This is a genomic window from Paenibacillus crassostreae (genome assembly GCF_001857945.1).
GTDB classification, from domain to species: Bacteria; Bacillota; Bacilli; order Paenibacillales; family Paenibacillaceae; genus Paenibacillus_AQ; species Paenibacillus_AQ crassostreae.
Genome location: NZ_CP017770.1, coordinates 838,398 through 856,323 on the forward strand (window position 1 = coordinate 838,398; position 17,926 = coordinate 856,323).

General features: G+C 39.3%; 20 protein-coding genes. 2 read left to right on the plus strand and 18 right to left on the minus strand.

Features of this window, described 5'->3' with window-relative positions; translation table 11 throughout:
- Positions 1-7 precede the first annotated feature (7 nt).
- The 8 genes from spoIIIAB to LPB68_RS04120 all read right to left on the minus strand — a co-directional run bounded on the left by spoIIIAB (position 8) and on the right by LPB68_RS04120 (position 6,342).
- Positions 8-526 (minus strand): stage III sporulation protein SpoIIIAB, encoded by a 519-nt coding sequence (spoIIIAB, locus tag LPB68_RS04085; protein ID WP_068657634.1) that lies wholly within the window; start codon positions 524-526, stop codon positions 8-10.
- The gene (gene spoIIIAA / locus LPB68_RS04090) at positions 519-1,517 is read right to left on the minus strand and encodes a stage III sporulation protein AA (protein WP_068657632.1); all 999 of its coding nucleotides are present in this window, start codon (positions 1,515-1,517) and stop codon (positions 519-521) included. The genes spoIIIAB and spoIIIAA overlap by 8 nt, the downstream gene beginning before the upstream one ends.
- Before the next feature lie 128 nt (positions 1,518-1,645).
- Positions 1,646-1,912, minus strand: coding sequence for a YqhV family protein (locus tag LPB68_RS04095; RefSeq protein ID WP_068658645.1), 267 nt, complete (start codon positions 1,910-1,912; stop codon positions 1,646-1,648).
- Positions 1,913-2,078: 166 nt separating this feature from the next.
- Positions 2,079-3,332 carry an aspartate kinase gene (locus tag LPB68_RS04100; protein WP_068657630.1) on the minus strand — a complete coding sequence of 418 codons (1,254 nt, stop codon included), beginning with the start codon at positions 3,330-3,332 and terminating at the stop codon, positions 2,079-2,081.
- A 175-nt stretch (positions 3,333-3,507) separates the two neighbouring features.
- Positions 3,508-4,065, minus strand: coding sequence for an elongation factor P (efp, locus tag LPB68_RS04105; protein ID WP_068657628.1), 558 nt, complete (start codon positions 4,063-4,065; stop codon positions 3,508-3,510).
- Between the two features lie 132 nt (positions 4,066-4,197).
- Positions 4,198-5,277 (minus strand): M24 family metallopeptidase, encoded by a 1,080-nt coding sequence (locus LPB68_RS04110; protein ID WP_068657626.1) that lies wholly within the window; start codon positions 5,275-5,277, stop codon positions 4,198-4,200.
- Positions 5,278-5,319: 42 nt separating this feature from the next.
- Entirely contained in the window at positions 5,320-5,766 is a 447-nt protein-coding gene (gene aroQ / locus LPB68_RS04115; RefSeq protein WP_068657624.1) for a type II 3-dehydroquinate dehydratase, read from the minus strand.
- Between the two features lie 81 nt (positions 5,767-5,847).
- Positions 5,848-6,342 (minus strand): YqhR family membrane protein, encoded by a 495-nt coding sequence (locus tag LPB68_RS04120; RefSeq protein ID WP_068657622.1) that lies wholly within the window; start codon positions 6,340-6,342, stop codon positions 5,848-5,850.
- A 184-nt stretch (positions 6,343-6,526) separates the two neighbouring features.
- On the opposite strand from LPB68_RS04120, the gene LPB68_RS04125 reads away from it, so the two are divergent.
- Together LPB68_RS04125 and LPB68_RS04130 are read left to right on the plus strand one after the other, a co-directional pair.
- Positions 6,527-7,519, plus strand: coding sequence for a DUF1385 domain-containing protein (locus LPB68_RS04125; protein ID WP_068657620.1), 993 nt, complete (start codon positions 6,527-6,529; stop codon positions 7,517-7,519).
- A 7-nt stretch (positions 7,520-7,526) separates the two neighbouring features.
- A complete protein-coding gene (locus tag LPB68_RS04130; RefSeq protein ID WP_068657618.1) occupies positions 7,527-7,859 on the plus strand; it encodes a hypothetical protein in 333 nt (110 codons plus the stop codon).
- A 93-nt stretch (positions 7,860-7,952) separates the two neighbouring features.
- Here the strand turns inward: LPB68_RS04130 and LPB68_RS04135 are convergent, their stop codons facing one another.
- From LPB68_RS04135 to LPB68_RS04180, 10 genes are all read right to left on the minus strand, one after another.
- A complete protein-coding gene (locus LPB68_RS04135; RefSeq protein WP_068657616.1) occupies positions 7,953-8,873 on the minus strand; it encodes a patatin-like phospholipase family protein in 921 nt (306 codons plus the stop codon).
- Positions 8,874-8,943: 70 nt separating this feature from the next.
- Positions 8,944-10,524 (minus strand): family 10 glycosylhydrolase, encoded by a 1,581-nt coding sequence (locus LPB68_RS04140; RefSeq protein ID WP_068657614.1) that lies wholly within the window; start codon positions 10,522-10,524, stop codon positions 8,944-8,946.
- A gap of 152 nt (positions 10,525-10,676) precedes the next feature.
- A complete protein-coding gene (mntR, locus tag LPB68_RS04145) occupies positions 10,677-11,102 on the minus strand; it encodes a transcriptional regulator MntR (protein WP_068657612.1) in 426 nt (141 codons plus the stop codon).
- Positions 11,103-11,264: 162 nt separating this feature from the next.
- Entirely contained in the window at positions 11,265-11,978 is a 714-nt protein-coding gene (locus LPB68_RS04150) for a cytochrome c biogenesis CcdA family protein (protein ID WP_068657610.1), read from the minus strand.
- Between the two features lie 10 nt (positions 11,979-11,988).
- Positions 11,989-12,798, minus strand: coding sequence for a metal ABC transporter permease (locus LPB68_RS04155; protein ID WP_068657608.1), 810 nt, complete (start codon positions 12,796-12,798; stop codon positions 11,989-11,991).
- 27 nt (positions 12,799-12,825) lie between these two features.
- Positions 12,826-13,584, minus strand: a complete 759-nt coding sequence (locus tag LPB68_RS04160; protein ID WP_068657606.1) for a metal ABC transporter ATP-binding protein — start codon at positions 13,582-13,584, stop codon at positions 12,826-12,828.
- Positions 13,585-13,617: 33 nt separating this feature from the next.
- Positions 13,618-14,592 (minus strand): metal ABC transporter solute-binding protein, Zn/Mn family, encoded by a 975-nt coding sequence (locus LPB68_RS04165; RefSeq protein ID WP_068657604.1) that lies wholly within the window; start codon positions 14,590-14,592, stop codon positions 13,618-13,620.
- A 152-nt stretch (positions 14,593-14,744) separates the two neighbouring features.
- A complete protein-coding gene (gene metG, locus LPB68_RS04170) occupies positions 14,745-16,712 on the minus strand; it encodes a methionine--tRNA ligase (RefSeq protein WP_068657602.1) in 1,968 nt (655 codons plus the stop codon).
- A 427-nt stretch (positions 16,713-17,139) separates the two neighbouring features.
- Entirely contained in the window at positions 17,140-17,394 is a 255-nt protein-coding gene (gene yidD / locus LPB68_RS04175; protein ID WP_068657600.1) for a membrane protein insertion efficiency factor YidD, read from the minus strand.
- Between the two features lie 5 nt (positions 17,395-17,399).
- Positions 17,400-17,861 (minus strand): Fur family transcriptional regulator, encoded by a 462-nt coding sequence (locus tag LPB68_RS04180; RefSeq protein WP_068657598.1) that lies wholly within the window; start codon positions 17,859-17,861, stop codon positions 17,400-17,402.
- Positions 17,862-17,926: the final 65 nt, after the last annotated feature.

Genomic DNA, 17,926 nt, shown 5'->3' on the forward strand with positions numbered 1-17,926 from the left:
CACCTCGCTAAAAGATCAAAATAACAACCAGTATTCCAACTAGAAAACCTAAGTTTTTGCTTAATTTCCCGTATTTCTCTAGTTCCTCCCGCGCTGCCGTTTCTTCATGTTTCAATTGCTGTGCAGCTAATGCAAGATGTTTGATCTGATCCTGCCGATCGCTTGTACCTAACGTATAGCTAAGTTGGTGGAGCACGTCCATTTCTAATGATTTCATAGAAGTATGCTTCCAATGGTTATTTAATGCTTGTTGTATACTCTCTTGAGCTGTTAATCCATGGGGGGCATTCATATATTGGGCCGCATTTTGAAAAAAGGATTTCAATGGTTCGCGCATTTGCGCTCCCATTTTATCAAGAGCTTCAGGTAATGGTGTATATCCATATGATATTTCAGTCTCTAGTCGCTGCATTGCAAGAATGAGTTCGCGAATTTGTCTAGGTCTGTTCTCGAACTGTCTAGCTTTGCTTATACCAGCTAAGGTTCCAGAGAGCACGATAATCAGCATTCCTATTAGCTTAACCATAGACATCTACACCCTTTTGATTCGGCAAAGATAATTGAATGGAGCGCTGTTGTCGATCAAAGATATGATAGTTCATGTTGCCGGCGATACGATTAAGTATGATATAGGTTTCAAACATCTGATTCTCTATTAGACTGGCTAATGCTGGGCGTTGTGAAAGTTCATCAATAGAAGAACCATGCGCTGTCGCTATGACCGATATACCCGCATGCAGCGCTTCTGTGATGGCTACAGCGTCTTCAGTGCGGCCTATCTCATCAACGAGTAAGACTTCAGGTGACATAGATCGGATCATCATCATCATTCCTTCTGCCTTGGGACAGCCATCCATAACATCTGTTCTTGCCCCTACATCGAAACTAGGCACACCACGAATACTCCCTGCAATCTCTGAGCGTTCATCAATAATTCCAACCTTCATTCCTGACCACTTCACATTGGCATTCCCATATCGACCATTACTAATCTGTCTCGCCATATCCCGTATCAAAGTCGTTTTGCCATGTTGGGGTGGAGAAAGAATCAATGCATGCTTTATTCTCTTCTCTTTCTTATCTAGCATATGTGGAAGAATGCCATCTGCTGCCCCACGTATTTCCTTAGCAATCCGAATATTAAAACCACTAATATCTCGTAAATGTTCCACTTTCCCACCACTTAGAACTGTTCTGCCAGCTAAACCGATGCGATGACCACCAGGTATCGTAATAAATCCTTTGCGTAACTCCTCTTCCATGGTGTAAAGGGAGTGATTGCTTATCCTATCTAATAGTCGATGACTATCCTCTCTAATTGGCTTGTACGATTCCTCGACACGATATGTCAATTTCCCACCCAATGTCACAAAATGATGTTCTCCAGCAGCATTAATCTCAAGAGGTCGTCCTTCTCGTATGCGAACTTCTTCCAATCGATCTAGAATGGAGGTTGGTAGTTGTTCAAGGAGCGACTTGATCGGCTCTGGAAATAGCTCCAACCAATTCAATTTCATGAAGACCCCTCCTACAATTTTTGTGTAACAAAAATACTTCGGAAGCATTATGCGGTCAATAGAGTCCGCTCGATGTTTTCTTACCTCATATGTATGCTTGTACTCCACTTTTATGACCACGGAGTCTATCATTTTTTTAGAATACCAATTAAGAGACAAGCAACTCCCAACAGAATCCAAGTCATTTTCGCCCAAGATAACTTATCCGCCATCCCTATCAATCCAATGCTCGTTGTAAGGATCAAAACGGTCGGTCCAACTAAGGCTAATGTAGTATTAATAGTAAGCGCCTTATCTACTTGTCCAACCTTTAACATGAATAGTGCAGCTGCGATTTCAATGCTTCCGGAGATGACACGTAAGCTTGCCATGCTGGCTACGAATTTATCCAAGATTAACAACCTCCTTTCATTTCACACCCCTAACCTAAGGTATGCACAAATCTCTCTTTTTAGGTGTAGAGTTTAGAAGAATCTTTCAAAAACAATAAAAAAGAACCTAACGATAGATTAATCGTTAGGCTCTAAATATATTATTTCACAAATGATAACTTCATTTAGATTATCGGCGATCTTGCGGGCCACCAACAAACACTTGATCTTCTGCATCAAGATTATAAGCTGTATGAAGTGCTTTAATGACTTCATTTAATTTATCACCATTGATGACACATGAAGTTTTGATCTCGGATGTACTAACCATTTTGATGCTTACACCTTGTTTAGATATCACATCGAACATCTGAGCTGCAACTCCAGGATGACTAATCATTCCTGCACCTACAATAGATATCTTCACTAGTCCATCTTCCGAAGTCACTTCACGATACGGAAGATGACCTTTAAGATTGTTAATTACCGCTACTGCATTATCACATTCAGCTAGTGATACCGTAAATGAGAAGTCTGCTTCACCATTCTGCACGCCGCTCTGCACGATGATATCAACATTTATTTCTGCTCTAGCCAATTCACCAAATACTTCTGCAAGCACTCCTGGGGTATCCGATACACCCAGAATACTAATACGAGCAACATTCTTATCATAAGCTATGCCACTAACTACGACACCTTGTTCCATGGTTGCTTCCTCCTTAACAACAGTACCTTCATTATTATTGAAACTTGATCTAACAACAAGGCGAACCTTATTATGTTTCGCATACTCTACGGCACGGGGGTGAAGGACAGCTGCTCCCAGACTCGCAAGCTCAAGCATTTCATCATAAGATATTTCCTTAAGCTTAGTTGCACACTTTACAATACGTGGGTCAGTAGAATAAATACCATCTACATCTGTATATATTTCACATACATCCGCACTAATCGCAGCTGCTAAAGCCACTGCTGTTGTATCAGAACCTCCACGGCCGAATGTCGTAATCTCTCCATCTTCCGTCATTCCTTGGAATCCGGCAACTACAACAATTTTCCCTGCTCGTAGCGCTTCCTGAACACGACCAGGCAGAATATCTATTATTCTTGCTTTTCCATGGACGGACTCCGTACGGAAACCAGCTTGCCATCCAGTAAATGAAGCAGCCTCACGGCCAAGTTGATGAATAGCCATCGATAACAGGGCCATAGATATCTGTTCACCTGTTGTCATTAACATATCCATTTCTCTTGCTGGTGGATCTGGATTCAATAACTTAGCTTGATCTATTAAATCATCCGTGGTATCTCCCATAGCTGAGACTACAACCACACATTGATGACCTTCATCTTGTTTCTCAACAATACGCTTAGCAACACGTTGCATACGTTCCGTATTACCAACAGAACTACCACCAAATTTCATTACATACAGTGACAACTTTGATTCACTCCCCACTCAATATCACATGAACACTCTGTTATGCTTTAAAACAGTATAATACTAAAGCAACAGATTTCTCAATGTTTTCTTGTATTCATTGAATAAAAACCCTCCCTCGCCATAAGCGCAGGAGGGCAAAATAAGAATCTATCCAACTTCTTGCATTTGTTGATTAGGCGCGCGAAATATATTTACCGTCGCGTGTATCAATCAATAAAACATCTTCTTCATTAATGAATAGAGGAACCTGTACAACAAGACCTGTTTCTACTGTAGCATTCTTAGTAGCCCCTTGAGCTGTGTTACCTTTAACACCAGGTTCTGTTTCAGTTACTTTAAGTTCAACACTATGCGGTAAGTTAATACCTAGAATTTCACCTTGGTAACTAACAATATTGACATTCATGTTTTCTCTGATGAAGTTCAATTCCCATTTAAGTTGATCACTAGTTAAAGTGAATTGGTCATATGTTTCATTATCCATGAAAGCATGCTCTTGTCCACTAGCATACAAATACTGAACCGGACGGTTCTCAATAATAGCACGTCCAATTGTTTCACCTGCACGGAATGTACGTTCAACCGTGTTACCATTACGTAAGTTCTTCAATTTAGAACGAACAAATGCTGCACCTTTACCTGGTTTTACGTGTTGGAAATCGATAACGCTGAATATATCACCCTCAACTTCCACCGTTAATCCTGTTTTAAAATCGTTTACTGATATCATAAATGATAACCTCCAAAAGTTTTTTTATATAGCGGTACTTCTTTGATTATACGACGATAAAAAAACTAGCATCGAAAGCATACGCTTAAGTTTTTTTATATAGCGGTACTTCTTCAAAATTAGATAAAACTATTAACTATTTAGTACAGTGTAATCCTTACTACTATGCGTTAGAATTTCAATACCTGTCTCCGTAATAAGGATATCATCCTCTATACGAACACCACCAATTCCCGGTAAATAGATACCTGGTTCAACCGTAACTACCATACCAGGTTGTAAGATGTCATCACTCAACTTAGAAAGCCGTGGAGACTCATGGACTTCCATACCTAAGCCATGTCCCGTGCTATGTCCGAATTGATCTCCATATCCATATTTGGTAATGATATCACGAGCAAGTGCATCCGCTTCACGCCCAGTCATCCCCGATTTAATATTGGTGAGTGTATGAAGTTGTGCTTCAAGCACAATGTCATAGATCTCTTTCAATACAGGTTTCGGATTTCCTAAGGCAATTGTACGTGTTACGTCCGAACAATATCCATCGAGTAATGCACCGAAATCGAAGGTTATCAATTCATTCCCTTGAATAACACGTTCACTTGCTACACCATGTGGCATTGAAGAACGTTCACCAGAAGCAACAATGGTATCAAAAGAAGATGATGTTGCACCATGACTACGCATATAAAATTCCATGGCTAGATCAACTTCACGCTCTGTCATACCCGGTTTCACAACACCCAAAATATAACTGAATGTGTCATCAGCGAGATCTGCTGCACGTTGCATGATCTTCATTTCTTCCTCGTCTTTGAACATCCGGAGTTGTTCAACTAAACCCTTAACAGGAACCAAATTAATCTCAGGCTGTAACTGCTCCTTATAGGTACTATAGGCGCTATAAGACACATCGTCTTGTTCAAAACCAAGTTGATCTATTTTACTGCTAATTAATAACTCTTTCACATTATCTATGACGCGAATACCGTGTTCGACAACTGTGAAGCCTTTTGCTTGTTGTTGAGCTTGAGTCATATAACGGAAATCTGTTAGTAAGTATGCATTAGATAACGTAACCAGAACATATCCTGATGAACCAGTAAATCCTGTTAAATAACGACGATTAATGGAACTTGTTATAAATACAGCCTCTAGGTTCATCTTTTGCATAACTTCTCTCAACTTAAGTACTCTTAAATTTCCCATGATGCGATCTCCCTTTCTAACACTACTAAGGAGAGCAACATACTACTGTCCCTGATCTTCCAAATGCCGTAACAGTGCAATCAATCCAAGTTCATAGCTTGTTGCACCGAATCCAGCAATCTGCCCAATGGCAACTGGGGCAATCACAGACGTATGTCGAAAAGGCTCTCTTGAGTGAATATTGGATAAGTGTACCTCTACTGTTGGAATGCGTACAGAACTAATTGCATCGCGTATTGCATAACTATAATGAGTCAATGCTCCAGGATTAAGAATAATTCCATCTGCCGTTCCCATAGCTTCATGAATCCAATCGATCATGACGCCTTCATGATTTGATTGATAGAAAGCAACATTCACATCTAGAACACTTGCTTGTTTCCGAATGTTATCTTCAATTGTATGTAAGTTTTGTGACCCGTAAATTCCAGGCTCTCTCACTCCCAAAAGATTGAGGTTCGGTCCATTAATCACCCATATCGTTGTCAAAATGATATTCCCACCCTTATTATCAAATAACCATCTGCTATTTTACCATAAGAAATATGCTCTTGAGAAGTTATTTCGACATCAACTCTCCACTTCGTTAGGTTCTCTCATTCTTTCATCTGTAAATTCCATGGCAATCGTATAGCCTATAAACAATCCCCACAAAAGATATAAGCAAAATTCGCTGATAATTGTCGTAGCAGTCAGAGCTGATAGTGGCTTGACCATATTGAACAACGGACCAAACAACATAAAGACAAGTAGCCACCATATGATTCCATAAATCACTCCTGGCCAGGGTCCATTCATCTTTCGAAACAATGATACATAAAGCATAGAAACCAAAATTGAAAATACAATAAAAGCTAATAAACCTATAAGATGTCCCGCACCACTATTTAAAAACTCATGTTTAAAAAAAGGTTCTACTAAATATGCTGGAATAATCTTCGTAAATTTCAAAACATAAAAAAACCAATGTATCGTCCCCCAAAATAAACCTGCAAAGAAACCCAACTCTATTGCAAAAGGAATCACGCTGGTATATGTATTATTCTTCTCTTGATGTTGATTCATGACCAAGTCCTCCTCACGATATGACTAATACTCCATTTTACTCAATGCATAGTATGTACATATCATGTGTGAGTAAACCACAATATCCTTATGAATTATTGTTGGTAAGCAATGAAACTAGATATTGGTGCTAAAATTCTATACAATAGAATTAAAATAAACCAACTTAGGGATGGTGAAATGGTTGCCTCAAGATTCTAGTACTGTCAGTTATGGTGGCCAAGCTGTCATAGAAGGCGTAATGTTTGGCGGAAAAAATATCAATGTCACCGCAGTAAGACGGAAAAGCAATGAAATTACTTTTTTAGAAGTTCCTCGTGAGGATAAATCCTGGGTGAAGAAACTGCGTAAAATCCCTCTTATTCGTGGTGTTGTCAGTATTATAGATTCTAGTGCTAAGGGATCCAAACACTTGAATTACTCAGCAGATGCCTATGCAGATGATGAGATTGACCCAGAAGAACGTACCAAGCAGAAAGAAAAAGAAGAATCCGGATTAAGTTTATCGATGATGATTGGTGTTGCTGCAGTTGGTGTGCTCTCTTTTATCGTTAGTAAGCTAATCTTTACACTTGTACCGGTGTTTCTTGAAGACTTCATATTCGGTGGGTTGTTTGATAACTATATTCTGCATAACTTAGTAGAAGGTGTTATCAAACTTACACTGTTACTTGTATATCTTTGGGCGATTACCTTAACTCCCGTTGTAAAGCGACTATTCCAATATCATGGTGCAGAACATAAAGTTATATCTACCTATGAAGCAGGAGATGAATTGACAGTCGCTAATGTACAGAAGCATAGCCGTCTACATTATCGTTGTGGTAGTAGCTTTATGATGCTTACCATCGTGTTGGGCGTTCTTATCTATTCACTCGTACCATGGGATAATATGTTGGATCGTGTTATGCAACGTATTATTTTATTACCTGTCGTGATTGCCGTTTCCTTTGAATTCTTGAAGCTCACGAATGCCTTAAGAGAAACTCCCGTTTTACGGTATCTCGGCTACCCTGGACTATGGTTACAACTACTCACTACTAAGGAACCTTTAGATGAACAAGTAGAAGTTTCTATTGCTTCTTTTAACCGCATGAGAGAACTCGATGTTGAACTTGAGAAGTCTAAAGTGAATTCCTCGATCAGAAACGGAGTCATAGATGCTGTGAAAGGATGAGGATGCGATGAAGATTCAATCTTTTGTCACGTGGACAGTAATCGTATTAGCAGCCTTAGGATTGTTAAGCGATATCGTATTAGAGGGTTTCATATTATTAAAGGGTCTGCTCATCCCTGTCGTCGTGTTCATTGTCATATTTCTACTATTTAGATTTTATCAACCTAAACGTTCCAAGGCTTATCCCAAGGTGAAACCATCTCTCAAAACGATGGAAAAAGTTTCTGGAATCAAGAAAAACTCATCGGGTATATCATCAAAAAAACATAAAAATTATCCTTTTCAAGTCATTGAAGGACAAAAAGGAAAGCAGGATGACGATACACCTAAATATCATTAAACTTTTCTATACCAGTAAAATAAAAAGCAGGCAATCGCTAAATCTTAAGGGATTTCAGCGATTGCCTGCTTTTTCACTTACAACACCTTACCATCAACCCTTCCAATGGCCAAAAAACTTATTTCCTGCCTCATATCCTGATGCGAACAATGACATACTTTCTTCCTTCGTTATATGAAAATTTGTAGTAGTGACGCCTAGAGTAGGAATCTTAATCGTCCGAAAACTTTTATCTTGCTCGATATATCGTTCATCATGGGCTGATAACATCGTCTCAACCATCGCTTGAAGCATACTGAATGGGCCTCGAATTCGGCGAGGTACACCTTCATTCTTACCTACCATCTGGAATCCAATCGTGGGGATCGATAACCCTGTAGTTGTAGATTTATCATTATCAAATAACCATAATGGGAAATTACTAAGTAATCCTCCGTCAACAATATAGATAAATTGCTCTGAAAAAGATTTCCCACGAGCAGCTGTCCCACGTAATCTGAGCATCACAGGATCGAAGAAATAAGGAATACTAGTACTCATTCTTATCGCCTTAGCTATTTCGAACGTATCTGGGTTAATCCCATATTCCCGTAATCCATCAGGTATAATCAATATTCGTCCATTCGTGATATCCGATGCAATAATTTGTAACTTCCCGGAAGGAAGATCGGAGAATTTAGAAATATTTTTTTTCATTAAAATACGTCGAATCCATTGTTCAAGTGCCTCACCTGAATATAGTCCTTTTTTCAACATTACTCGTAAAGGAGGACCGATATATTTAGTATTAAACACAGGTGACCTAGTTAGAAAAGATGAAAATGGCATCTGCTGAATGATCTCTTTCATTTCCTTTGATGTATATCCAGCAGCCAATAGCGAGGCTACTATAGCGCCTGAAGAAGTCCCAGCAAGCTTTTGAAAGACTACATCTGCTTGTTCAGCTGATTGGACAGCACCCGCAAGAGAGATTCCTCTTACACCGCCTCCTTCAAAAACCGCATTAATTAACATAAACATTCCTCCGTTCTCTCATATATTGTTACTTATGAGTACGGGGGAATGTTCATGACTACAATCATGATTATTGATGATAATATGTCGTCAGTGCAGGAAGCAACTCCAGCGGATTATTCAGAAGATGTCTGGCACTAAAGAAAATACTTCCCTTCACTTCCGGCTGCTTCGCATTATATTTTAATTGATTAATAATTTCTTGAGCATTCTGCCAGCCTATTTCAGTCGTTCCTAATTTATATGGTGCATGACCAATATATAGTTCCACATCTGTTCCCTCTACTTCGTTAACCCACCAATTCACTAATGTATCATACCTTACATTGGCATTGGATAGACTCCAATAAAGTTGTGGTACCACATAATCAACCCAGCTATTCTGTATCCAAGTTCGTACATCAGCATAATAATTATCATAAGAAGTAATGCTTGCTTTAGTATCTGAACCCGTACGGTCAGTAGCATCATTCCGCCATACTCCAAATGGACTAACGCCAAAAGAAAGTTGTGGTTTAACAGAATGAATAGATTGATTTAATTGCTGAATAAATTGATTAATGTTATCACGACGCCAATTAGCTTTTGTAGCTATATGATTTGAATTATATGTTACGTAAGTGCTGTCATCGTCAATGGTACCACCTGTTGGATAGAAATAATCATCAAGATGAACACCATCAATATTATATTTGTTTACGACTTCCATAATAACTTCAATCACATGCGCACGTGCCTCGGGAATACCAGGGTTAATAATGAGCTGACTTTTGGTATTCAATACCCACTCAGGATGTTCTATCGCGATATGATTACTTGCTAAAGTTGACGTATTTAAATCCGTATTGGCACGAAATGGATTAAACCAGGCATGGAACTCCATATCCCTTGCATGAGTCTCATCAATCATAAATTGAAGAGGGTCATACCCTGGATCCATCCCCTGAGTTCCAGTTAAAGTCTTAGACCACGGTACCAACATCGACGAATAGAGTGCATCTCCTGCAGGGCGAATCTGTACGAAAATAGAATTCAATCCAATAGCTTGTAGGTTGTCGATCAGTTTGATATACTCTTCTTTTTGTTTCTCTATATCTCCATATGAAGTCGATGATGGCCAATCTAAATTATATACAGTAGATACCCATGATCCACGAAGTGATCCATTATTTCCATTACCACCATCACTTCCAAGATCCGGCCTCACAACATCTCTAATTAATGTAATGCTTTGATCAGCCTGATTCCAGTTCACTTGTAATCCAAGCGCTTCTCCAACGAAACGAAGTGGTACCATGATACGCCCATTTCTACTTTGTACAGAAGCATCCAACGATACAGTCGCACCGTTTACTAATCCTGTCGTTTTACCATTCGTAAGTTGAATGAAGTTGGAAGTATTCTCGATGATTGCCGTTTTTGTACTTTGTTTCCAAGTAACCACAGCACCTAATCCTTCACTAATCACTCGAAGAGGAACCATTGTGATGTTCAACTTAGGGATAACATAAGGTGCTGTGTCACTCGTAAGTTGAACTCCATCTAATATAATACGGATATTCTTGCTGCTCTGTGCTTCAGCTGAAGGAATTAACCCTGGAAACAATAGGATCATGATGACAACCCACAACAATCGTTTACTTAATTTCATTTCTAATAACCTCCACAATAAATGAATGATATGATAGTCCCTGAATCAATTTCATAATCCCCTATGCAACTTAAATAGGTTTGCGTAATTATGAAATTTATTCCTATAAAAGGAAAAAGCATCTGTCTCTGAGGGGGCGACAGATGCTTGGCTTACGAATCGCTAACTAATTCCTTGTGTACATCACGTAACTGCTGAATACGTTGCTCATCCCGACGGAAATATTCTAATAAAATCTCGATCTGAGTAATAGAATCCCAGCTTAAATGGTGCTCGATCCCTTCGACGTCAGCATAAATATTCTCTTGTTGGACACCGATCACAGTCAAGAATTCCTCTAACAATTCATGACGATCAACAAGCCTCTTTCCGATTTTTTTACCTTTTGAAGTCAGTATAAGTCCACGATACTTCTCATAAATAAGATATTCATCTTTATCCAATTTCTGGATCATTTTCGTAACTGATGAAGGATGGACTTCTAACCCCTCAGCAATATCCGAAACACGCGCATAACCTTTCTCATCGATCAGCTTATAGATGCGCTCTAAGTAATCCTCCATACTAGGCGTTGGCATCTTGTTCCCCTCTTTTCTCTTTACGGTTCAGAAGCCAAATCTTCTTGGCCTAATGATCCTTCTCTAAAAAACATGAAGCCTTACTCCGAATTCCCGCTTATGTAATGATACCTGTTACATAATACAATTGGCAAGTCCCTGCCTAATAGCTTATTCCATTCATCAGAACTTCAGCCATTCTGGTGTTAATTGTTGAAGCCATATCGTAATTCGAAACATTTGATCTGTAAATAATAGAATTCCCATCAATAGCATCAGTATGCCGCCGATTTTCATCATAAGATTAGAATATTTCAGGATCCATTTCGTAGATCCAATAAAAAAAGCAAGAATAAAGAACGGGATCGCAAATCCCACTGTATATGCTGTGATCAAAGGAAACCATGCCCCAGGTTCACTAACAGCCATAGCAATAATAGCTGCTAGAATAGGACCAATACATGGAGACCAACCTGCGGAGAAACCAATACCAAATATAAATGAGCCGATATAACCTGCCGGCTTAAATTTTATATCCATCTTCCGTTCTTTCATCAAGAACTTAGGTTGAATCACACCTAATAAGAAGAGCCCCATCAACATAATCAAGATAGCAGATAATTGCCTAATTAAACCTCTGTTGTCTGAAAAAAAGTCTCCAAAAAATCCTGCCCCGATTCCAAGCGTGTAGAATACAACAGAGAATCCAAGAATAAAGGCCAACGTATGAGTTAATGTCCGAAAACGTACTTCCTTTTTATTCTGCTCAGTCTTTAGTTGATGTACTGACATGCCCGTTATATACGATAGATAGGATGGATATAGTGGCAGACAACATGGCGAAATAAAAGAAGCAAAACCTGCAATAAATGCTAATGGGACAGTAATATCCGACATCTGGCACCTCCTATATTGATCGTCCTTTTTTACCAAGCAACGTCATCACTAACATCGCTATTAACAATAAGACAATGGTAGCACCTGGTGCAAGATTCCAAATTCCTGCAACCACGAGTCCTATGACAACAGCAATTTCAGCAATAATTACAGACCATACTACAGAAGCTTTAAAGCTCCGAGCAAGGAGTAAACTGATGGCCACTGGGATCGTTAGCAAAGCGGATACTAATAGAGCCCCCACAATCTTGATCGCTGTACTAACCACCAGTGCTGTAAGAATCGTTATCAACATATTGAGCAACTTAACAGGCAATCCACTTACACTTGCTGCATCTTCTTCGAAGCTCAATAGGAAGAATTCCTTGAAGAATAAAGATACAACTAGTACAACAACAACTGTAACCCCTCCAACAACATATAAATCCATCAAATCCAATGTGTATATGCTACCGAACAAATAACTCATAACGTCGGTATTGTATCCCATTCCTAACGTAAAAAAGAGCGAAGCCAAGGCCACGCCTCCTGACATTATAATCGCAATGGAAAGTTCCGCATAACTTTTATAAGCTTTACGTAATTTCTCGATAGCAAAAGAGGCTAAGATAGCAAATACGAGTCCCACACCTAATGGGTACACTTCAATCAAGAAACCTAAAGCGACACCAGCTATGGTGACGTGCGCTATGGTATCTCCAATCATGGAAAGTCTGCGTAGCACCAGAAATATTCCGATGAGAGGGGCAGTTATTCCTATCAATATTCCACCCGCAAGCGCTCGTTGAAAAAAATCACTAAATAATATTTCAAGTGGCAATATTAACGACTCCTTAAGCTAATTCCATCAATTAATTGATAAAGAATGTTCTAAATTATTCTCTGCACAATTCTGCAGGTCATGAGAATGTCTGACGAACAAATTTATATTACCGTTCTTCTGTACAGGTGTTGTCCCCAAATACCCTTCGATCATATCCAAATCATGGGATACCATTAAAAAAGTCATATGATGATGTGCATGCATATGGGTAATCAGTTCAAAAAAACTCGCCTGTGTCTCAGCGTCAATCCCGACCGTAGGCTCATCCAATACGAGTAAATCCGGATGGTTAACGAGTGCACGTGCCAAAAATACACGTTGTTGTTGCCCTCCAGAGAGTTCCCCAACACGTTTGCCCGCAATATCCTGTATACGCATCACTTCTAATGCATCGTCACACTGTTGTTGCATAGAGCGGCTCACACGGCGGAAGAGTGATTTATTATTGTACATCCCAGAGAGAACCACTTCACGAACCGTAGCTGGAAATAGGGGATTGAAATTATTCTTCTGAGGAACATACCCAATACGTTCCCAATCCTTAAATGAATGAATGGGTTGACCGAATAAATTAATATTTCCTTTTTCCATAGGGAGTAGACCCACGATTAATTTCATCAAGGTAGTCTTTCCTGCTCCATTAGAACCAATAATTCCTACAAAGTCACGTTCTTTCACAATAAAGTTCACATCAGATAATACCTTTTGATTCCTATATGAGAAAGATACGTTCTCAATTTCAATAATATGTTGATGGCAATCTTGGGCCGCCAGTGACTTCATAAGTACTCCGCCCTTCTAAGTTAAGTTCTATCTTTATTTTAAAGCTATAATTAAATTTTGCAAATTTTTCTCCATCAAAGTAAAGTAATTCTCATTATTCTGTTGTTGCTCTTTCGTTAAGCCTTCAACCGGATTGAGTACCATTGTATCAACATCAGCTTCGGCAGCCAAAGTCTTCGCCAGTCGATCAGACACTAATTCTTCGAAAAAGATATATTTGATACCTTCTTCTTGTACTAGATTAGCTAGATTGATAATATCCTGTGCACGTGGTTCAGCATCTGCTGATAGACCCATGATCGCATGTTGCGTCAATCCATAATCACGTGTCAAATACCCAAAGGCTTGATGCGAGACTACAATTTCTCTCTTCGATAAGTTAGATAATTCGGTTGTAAACTTACTATCTAATGCTAATAATTTATCATTTAATTCTTGATATCTTTGCTCGTATTGACTCTCATTCTCCGGATCAACCTCAATGAAGCTATCCTTAATATTGGCAGCCATCACAAGTGCTGATTTAGGACTAACCCACGTATGCGGATCAATATGATGTTGTTCGACGTTTGGATCACTAATCTCTTCATTGCCTTCTTCGCCGTGATCATGCTCATGATCCTCTTCAGATTCAATAAGGTCTACTCCTTGGCTTACTTCCACAGCCTTCACTTCACTATCTTTATTAAGACCCTTTAGAAAGTCAGGCACCCAACCTTCTAAACCAGCTCCATTGTACAAAAATAACTGCGCCTTCGAAGTACTTAAAATATCCTGACTTTTCGGTGTCCAATCATGAGGTTCAATTCCTGCTGGAATTAAATTAACAATATTAGCATTCTCTCCACCGATCGCTTGGGCAAATTCATATATTGGATAAAATGTTGTCATTACATTTACCTTGCCTTCAACCATACTATTATTCGATTTACTTCCACACCCAGTTATCAACACAACACTTATTAACCCTAGAATAAAAAGGTTCTTTCCAACATTTAATTTCTTCATGTTACCCGTCAACTCCACCCTTTAATCGTAATCATTATCATCTGATTATAAAGTACGATTGATTCAATTGTCAACAAAACTACCCTGACATAAAACGGTATCCCCTATTGGAGATACCGTTTTATAAATATTCATCAAGTTAACTAACCCTATTATTTCACAATAGCTCCATTTGGCATATCATCAGGGACCGTTGCTAATGTTAATTGGTCTCCATGAGAAGCAGCAAGAATCATACCTTGTGACAATTCACCACGCAATTTAACAGGTTTTAGATTAATAACACAAATGACTTTACGTCCTACTAATTCCTCAGGTGTATAAAACTTAGCGATACCTGATACTACTTGGCGTTGCTCAAATCCTAGGTCCAGTTGAAGTTTCAGCAATTTATCAGCTTTCTTGACAGGTTCTGCTGCAATAACTTGGGCAACCCGAAGCTCAACTTTAGCGAAATCCTCTATACCAATTTCTTCACTATGTTCGATAGGAGCTTGATCTTTTGCTTGCTCTATCGCTACCTCAGCTGCTTTCACTCCACCAGACATTGCTTCTGCGATATAAGCAACTTCTTGCTCCACATCTAAGCGAGGGAATATAGGATCACCTTTTACTAACTTGGTTCCAGCTGGGAACAATCCGAATTCTTTACCACTATCCCATGACGTTAATTCTCCTTGCTCTAAACCAAGCTGCTGCCATATTTTAAGTGGTGCTTGCGTCAAGAATGGTTGCAGTAGTATCGATGCAATACGTAAACTCTCGACAAGATGAGTCATGACCGATGCCAATTCTTTAATCTTCGTCTCGTCTTTCGCAAGTACCCAAGGTTGCGTCTCATCAATATATTTGTTACTACGGCTTACAAACTGTCCAATAACAGTTAAGGCAACAGAGAACTCCATGTTCTCCATTAACTCCTCGACTTTATCATAAGTAAGCTTTGCAGCTTCTTCCACTTCATGATCAAATGGAGTTACTCCAGCTTGGTATTCCGGTACAATTCCGTCAAAATATTTATCAACCATAGCTACTGTCCGATTCAACAGATTGCCTAAGTCATTCGCTAGATCCGAATTAACACGTTCTACAAAGCTCTCAGGTGTAAATGTTCCGTCTGAACCAAAAGGGACTTCACGCAGTAAGTAGTAGCGTAGCGAATCCAATCCATATCGACTAATCAACGTTACAGGATCTACTACGTTACCCTTAGACTTGGACATTTTACCATCCTTCATTAGTAACCAGCCGTGAGCGAATACTTTCTCCGGCAACGGAAGATCTATAGCCATAAGAATAATCGGCCAATATATTGTATGGAAACGGACAATTTCTTTACTCATCAAATGAACATTCGCTGGCCAATATTTGTCAAACAACTCTGTATTGTCTGTTCCATACCCTAAGGCCGTAATGTAGTTCAATAAAGCATCAATCCAAACATAGATAACATGTTTCGGATCACTTTTAACCTTGATTCCCCACTCATAAGTGGTTCGAGACACAGCCAAATCCTCAAGACCTGGCTTTATGAAATTGTTAATCATTTCATTTTTACGAGATACCGGTTGTATGAAATCAGGATTGTCCTCATAATGCTTCAACAAGCGATCTACATACTTACTCATCCGGAAGAAATAACTCTCTTCCTTGACACGTTCCACTGGTCTACCACAGTCAGGACAGTTCCCATTGACTAACTGGCGTTCAAGGAAGAAGGACTCATCTGGCGTACAATACCAACCTTCATATTCACCCTTATAAATATCACCTTGTTGCAAAAGGCGTTCAAATACATCCTGTACAACCTTCTTATGACGTTCTTCTGTCGTACGAATGAAATCATTATTTGAAATATCTAGTGTACCCCACAGTTGTTTAATGCCTGCAACAATATCATCAACAAATTGTTGTGGTGTTTTCCCCGCTTCTGCAGCTTTTCGTTCAATCTTTTGACCATGTTCGTCAGTTCCTGTTAGGTAGTGAACATCATATCCACGAAGCTTCTTATAGCGAACTAATGCATCTCCCGCCACTGTAGTATAAGCATGCCCAATATGTAGCTTATCACTTGGATAATAAATCGGAGTCGTTAAATAAAATGTTTTATTGTCAGTCATTGATCATCATTCCTTCCTTCTATTAGATAACTCGTATGACTCAAAAATCACAAAAAACTCCCATCCCCATATGGGACGAGAGTTATCTCACGTGTTACCACCCAATTTTCCTGTACCTTTGCAAGTGACAGGCTCCATCAGTCCCGTATTAAACGAGAACTGTCCATTAACGCTGGCTCACGTTGCTCCCTTACGTAGAATATCCATAGATACCCTCGGCGCTCGAGAACAATTCCTCCCGGACCATATTCTGAGTCTCACCTAGACCGGTTCACAGCTACTCCGGCTCTCTTTACTAAGTGAAGTCCTCGTACTCATCCGTTCCTTGGAAATCAACATATATATTTCTTAATATACTGAAGTGCATTGATATTTGTCAAGTCATACCAGCTTATAGTAGCTTATATAGCTTTATCTCATCAAGTTTCTAAGAAGATTGTCTTTGCTCATCCGTAGCTTTCCGAGGAGGTACAAGGTCAACTCCACCAGGGTGAAAAGGCTGACATTTTACGATCCTTTTCATGGCAAGCCAACTCCCCTTAACTGCTCCATGTACCTCGATAGCCTCAAGTGCATATGCCGAACAAGTTGGATAGAAACGACATGTTGCTGGTTTTAAAGGCGAGATAACTTTGCGATATACGACAATAGGACCTTTCATAATTGTGCGTGTAAGTCTCATTACGGTCATTCTCCATTCATCAGCGTAGGCATAACAAGACCATCATCTTCCGTAACTTGTTGGCAATCTTGGCAGTACCCAAAAACTTCGAATTTATGCTTAACCACTTGGAATTGTTCTGGCGTATCCGTTAAATTCATCGGGCAGAATGTAATCGGGTATGTCTTCTGACACTGTAAACAAATCATATGATGATGGTGATGTCCTTCACTACAATTAACTTTAAATTTCACACCATCCTCAAACACAATCTGCTCTAATACATCTAATTCCTCCATCACTCGAAGGTTACGATAAACCGTGTCAAAACTAAGTCCACTATATTTCTTACCCATATATTCATAGACTTCTTTCGCTGATAAAAAGTCTGAATTCTCACCAAATAGTTTGGCTAATGTCTTCCGTTGATCCGTAATACGAAGGCCTTGACCGGCCATCACTTCAATGATCTGTTCTGTGGACAGCACTAATTTCAACCTCCTTCAAGTTGTTTATCGCAATCTTTTACTAAACAACATTATTACTATTAATA